This is a genomic window from Rathayibacter rhapontici, from assembly GCF_001995175.1.
GTDB lineage: Bacteria > Actinomycetota > Actinomycetes > Actinomycetales > Microbacteriaceae > Rathayibacter.
Genome location: NZ_MUKN01000103.1, coordinates 1 through 5,652 on the forward strand (window position 1 = coordinate 1; position 5,652 = coordinate 5,652).

Here is a 5,652-nt window from a genome sequence, read left to right on the forward strand (position 1 = left end):
GTGGCGGGTTAAACAGCGATGGCCACCCATTTCTGGGTGGCCATCGTGAATGGTGTCCGGCGGTGTCCTACTCTCCCACAGGGTCCCCCCTGCAGTACCATCGGCGCTGAGAGTCTTAGCTTCCGGGTTCGGAATGTGACCGGGCGTTTCCCTCTCGCTATAGCCGCCGTAACCCTTGCGACACACCCACCACACGCTTGGTGCTGGTGGGGGTCAAATCTGGGTTACACGTCAAGCGTGTATTCAATTATGTGCACCACCTGTTGGTGGCGCGGTGCCCGTATTCTGGGAACCACAAAGTGGACGCAAGCAATCTCTGACCACTCCTACCAGCCTTTACAACGGTATGAGTGTAGTGATTATCAAGTTATCGGCTTATTAGTACCGGTCAGCTCCGACAGTCTTTAGTCCTGTCTTCCACATCCGGCCTATCAACCCAGTAATCTGGCTGGGAGCCTCTCCCCCGAAGGGATGGAAATCTCATCTCGAAGCCGGCTTCCCGCTTAGATGCTTTCAGCGGTTATCCGTTCCGAACGTAGCTAATCAGCGGTGCTCCTGGCGGAACAACTGACACACCAGAGGTTCGTCCATCCCGGTCCTCTCGTACTAGGGATAGATCTTCTCAAATTTCCTACGCGCGCAGCGGATAGGGACCGAACTGTCTCACGACGTTCTAAACCCAGCTCGCGTACCGCTTTAATGGGCGAACAGCCCAACCCTTGGGACCTACTCCAGCCCCAGGATGCGACGAGCCGACATCGAGGTGCCAAACCATGCCGTCGATATGGACTCTTGGGCAAGATCAGCCTGTTATCCCCGAGGTACCTTTTATCCGTTGAGCGACAGCGCTTCCACAAGCCACTGCCGGATCACTAGTCCCGACTTTCGTCCCTGCTCGACTTGTCAGTCTCACAGTCAAGCTCCCTTGTGCACTTACACTCGCCACCTGATTGCCAACCAGGTTGAGGGAACCTTTGGGCGCCTCCGTTACTTTTTAGGAGGCAACCGCCCCAGTTAAACTACCCATCAGGCACTGTCCCTGAACCCGATTAGGGTTCGAAGTTAGATATCCAGAGTGACCAGAGTGGTATTTCAACAATGACTCCACGAACACTAGCGTGCCCGCTTCAACGTCTCCCACCTATCCTACACAAGCCACACCGAACACCAATACCAAACTATAGTAAAGGTCACGGGGTCTTTCCGTCCTGCTGCGCGTAACGAGCATCTTTACTCGTAATGCAATTTCGCCGAGTTCGCGGTTGAGACAGCTGGGAAGTCGTTACGCCATTCGTGCAGGTCGGAACTTACCCGACAAGGAATTTCGCTACCTTAGGATGGTTATAGTTACCACCGCCGTTTACTGGGGCTTAAATTCTCAGCTTCGCCTTGCGGCTAACCGTTCCTCTTAACCTTCCAGCACCGGGCAGGCGTCAGTCCGTATACATCGTCTTGCGACTTAGCACGGACCTGTGTTTTTAGTAAACAGTCGCTTCCCACTGGTCTCTGCGGCCATCGAACGCTCCCGGAGCAAGTCCGTTCACGCCTCAGGCCCCCCTTCTCCCGAAGTTACGGGGGCATTTTGCCGAGTTCCTTAACCACGATTCTCTCGATCTCCTTGGTATTCTCTACCTGACCACCTGAGTCGGTTTGGGGTACGGGCAGCTAGAACCTCGCGTCGATGCTTTTCTTGGCAGCATAGGATCACCGATTTCGACTTGCGTCTACCCATCAGATCTCAGGCTATATAAACGACGGATTTGCCTATCGTTCGCCCTACATCCTTAGACCGGGACAACCATCGCCCGGCTCGGCTACCTTCCTGCGTCACACCTGTTAATACGCTAAACGCACCAGCACGGGGTCGTACGCTAGGCCCAACGCTTCACCCCGAAGGGATCCATCAAAGGGATTCAGATACTTAGCACTACTGGATTGTCTTGGGCGGTTCTTCGCCGGTACGGGAATATCAACCCGTTGTCCATCGACTACGCCTGTCGGCCTCGCCTTAGGTCCCGACTTACCCAGGGAAGATTAGCTTGACCCTGGAACCCTTGGTCTTCCGGAGGACGGGTTTCTCACCCGTCTTTCGCTACTCATGCCTGCATTCTCACTCGTGTGGCGTCCACGGCTGGTTCACACCGCCGCTTCACTCGCCACACGACGCTCTCCTACCCATCAACACGGCTGGACCACGAAGGCCTACCACAAAATGTCAATGCCACAACTTCGGTGGCGTGCTTGAGCCCCGTTACATTGTCGGCGCGGAATCACTTGACCAGTGAGCTATTACGCACTCTTTCAAGGGTGGCTGCTTCTAAGCCAACCTCCTGGTTGTCTGTGCAACTCCACATCCTTTCCCACTTAGCACGCGCTTAGGGACCTTAGTTGGTGGTCTGGGTTGTTTCCCTCTCGACTATGAAGCTTATCCCCCACAGTCTCACTGCTGCGCTCTCACTTACCGGCATTCGGAGTTTGGCTGACGTCAGTAAGCTTTTGGGCCCCATCGGCCATCCAGTAGCTCTACCTCCGGCAAGAAACACGCAACGCTGCACCTAAATGCATTTCGGAGAGAACCAGCTATCACGAAGTTTGATTGGCCTTTCACCCCTATCCACAGCTCATCCCCTCCATTTTCAACTGAAGTGGGTTCGGTCCTCCACGACGTCTTACCGTCGCTTCAACCTGGCCATGGATAGATCACTTCGCTTCGGGTCTAGACCCTGCGACTGAATCGCCCTATTCGGACTCGCTTTCGCTACGGCTGCCCCACACGGGTTAACCTCGCCACAGAGCACTAACTCGCAGGCTCATTCTTCAAAAGGCACGCCGTCACCCCTACAAGGAGGCTCCGACGGTTTGTAAGCAAACGGTTTCAGGTACTATTTCACTCCCCTCCCGGGGTACTTTTCACCTTTCCCTCACGGTACTTGTCCGCTATCGGTCATCTGGGAGTATTTAGGCTTATCAGGTGGTCCTGACAGATTCACACGGGATTTCTCGGGCCCCGTGCTACTTGGGATACTCTTCACGCCATAACACCATTTCGACTACGGGGCTCGCACCCGCTCTGGCCAGGCATTCAAACCTGTTCGTCTATGATGCGCTGTAACGTTCCGTGCTCGGCAGAACACGACGAAAAGTCCCACAACCCCGACCATGCAACCCCTGCCGGGTATCACACATGGCTCGGTTTAGCCTCTTCCGCGTTCGCTCGCCACTACTAACGGAATCACTGTTGTTTTCTCTTCCTGTGGGTACTGAGATGTTTCACTTCCCCACGTTCCCTCTACCCGCCCTATATATTCAGGCGGGAGTCACCAGGTCACCACAAGGGGCCTGGCGGGGTTTCCCCATTCGGAAATCCTCGGATCACAGCTCGTTTATCAGCTCCCCGAGGCTTATCGCAGATTACGACGTCCTTCTTCGGCTCCAGATGCCAAGGCATCCACCGTTTGCTCTTAAAAACTTGAAAATCACATGAGTTAAGAAACTACAATTCGAAGATTGCAGATTTCAATGATTTGCAGGAACACCCGAAGGCATCCCTGCGCCTCTGTCGATCCAGAACTCGAAAGTCCTGAATCTAAGATGCTCGCGTCCACTGTGTAGTTCTCAAAATACGGGCGGTACCCCTCCCCCACACACCCAGGCGTAGGAAAAGGATCCAGAAGGTCGACCCGAACCATCCGAAGACAGCGGCCCGGTCCCTCAGGACCCAACAGCGTGCATGTGCAAGCCACCCTCCACCCCATGCGTTCCCAACCCGAAGGCTGTACTGACACGAGACGAACTCGACCTGCACCTAGTTCAATGTTCCACCCATGAGCTACCAGCGAAGACATTCGCTTCGATCTGGCGCCTGGAACACCCTGCGGTGTCCAGATGCTCCTTAGAAAGGAGGTGATCCAGCCGCACCTTCCGGTACGGCTACCTTGTTACGACTTAGTCCTAATCACCGATCCCACCTTCGACGGCTCCCTCCCACAAGGGGTTAGGCCACCGGCTTCGGGTGTTACCGACTTTCATGACTTGACGGGCGGTGTGTACAAGGCCCGGGAACGTATTCACCGCAGCGTTGCTGATCTGCGATTACTAGCGACTCCGACTTCATGAGGTCGAGTTGCAGACCTCAATCCGAACTGAGACCGGCTTTTTGGGATTCGCTCCACCTTACGGTATCGCAGCCCTTTGTACCGGCCATTGTAGCATGCGTGAAGCCCAAGACATAAGGGGCATGATGATTTGACGTCATCCCCACCTTCCTCCGAGTTGACCCCGGCAGTCTCCTATGAGTTCCCACCATGACGTGCTGGCAACATAGAACGAGGGTTGCGCTCGTTGCGGGACTTAACCCAACATCTCACGACACGAGCTGACGACAACCATGCACCACCTGTATACCGACCTTGCGGGGCAACCATTTCTGGAAGTTTCCGGTATATGTCAAGCCTTGGTAAGGTTCTTCGCGTTGCATCGAATTAATCCGCATGCTCCGCCGCTTGTGCGGGCCCCCGTCAATTCCTTTGAGTTTTAGCCTTGCGGCCGTACTCCCCAGGCGGGGAACTTAATGCGTTAGCTGCGACACGGAGACCGTGGAAAGGTCCCCACATCTAGTTCCCAACGTTTACGGCGTGGACTACCAGGGTATCTAATCCTGTTCGCTCCCCACGCTTTCGCTCCTCAGCGTCAGTAACGGCCCAGAGAACTGCCTTCGCCATCGGTGTTCCTCCTGATATCTGCGCATTCCACCGCTACACCAGGAATTCCATTCTCCCCTACCGCACTCTAGTCTGCCCGTACCCACTGCAGGCCCGAGGTTGAGCCTCGGGTTTTCACAGCAGACGCGACAAACCGCCTACGAGCTCTTTACGCCCAATAATTCCGGACAACGCTTGCACCCTACGTATTACCGCGGCTGCTGGCACGTAGTTAGCCGGTGCTTTTTCTGCAGGTACCGTCAAACCGAAGTCCTTCTTCCCTACTAAAAGAGGTTTACAACCCGAAGGCCGTCATCCCCCACGCGGCGTTGCTGCATCAGGCTTTCGCCCATTGTGCAATATTCCCCACTGCTGCCTCCCGTAGGAGTCTGGGCCGTGTCTCAGTCCCAGTGTGGCCGGTCACCCTCTCAGGCCGGCTACCCGTCGTCGCCTTGGTGAGCCATTACCTCACCAACAAGCTGATAGGCCGCGAGTCCATCCTTGACCGAAAAACTTTCCACCCGCACCCGATGCCGGGGCAGGTCGTATCCGGTATTAGACGCCGTTTCCAGCGCTTATCCCAGAGTCAAGGGCAGGTTACTCACGTGTTACTCACCCGTTCGCCACTAATCCACCCAGCAAGCTGGGCTTCATCGTTCGACTTGCATGTGTTAAGCACGCCGCCAGCGTTCGTCCTGAGCCAGGATCAAACTCTCCGTAAAAAAATTACGACTCCAACCCCGAAGAGAAGGAAGTCAAGTTTGACCTCTAGCAAATAAGACATCATTACTGACATCAATTTCCAAAGGAATCCCAACCGAGTCACAAGACCCGGACGGGGTTATAAAATTGGCATTGAACATAGTGCACGCTGTTGAGTTCTCAAGAATCGGACACACCCCGCCTCCACCCCACAAAGGAGCTTCACAACGAGAGTGATCGAAGTATTCGT

At 55.0% G+C, this 5,652-nt stretch carries 3 rRNA genes; all 3 read right to left on the reverse strand.

The features are described 5' to 3' along the window. Positions 1-54 precede the first annotated feature (54 nt). The 3 genes from rrf to B0T42_RS18530 all read right to left on the reverse strand — a co-directional run bounded on the left by rrf (position 55) and on the right by B0T42_RS18530 (position 5,422). Positions 55-171, reverse strand: a 5S ribosomal RNA gene (gene rrf / locus B0T42_RS18520). Between the two features lie 187 nt (positions 172-358). Beyond that, positions 359-3,475 (reverse strand): 23S ribosomal RNA (locus tag B0T42_RS18525). Positions 3,476-3,896: 421 nt separating this feature from the next. Next, positions 3,897-5,422, reverse strand: a 16S ribosomal RNA gene (locus tag B0T42_RS18530). The 16S, 23S and 5S rRNA genes sit together here, the layout of an rRNA operon. Positions 5,423-5,652 lie beyond the last annotated feature (230 nt).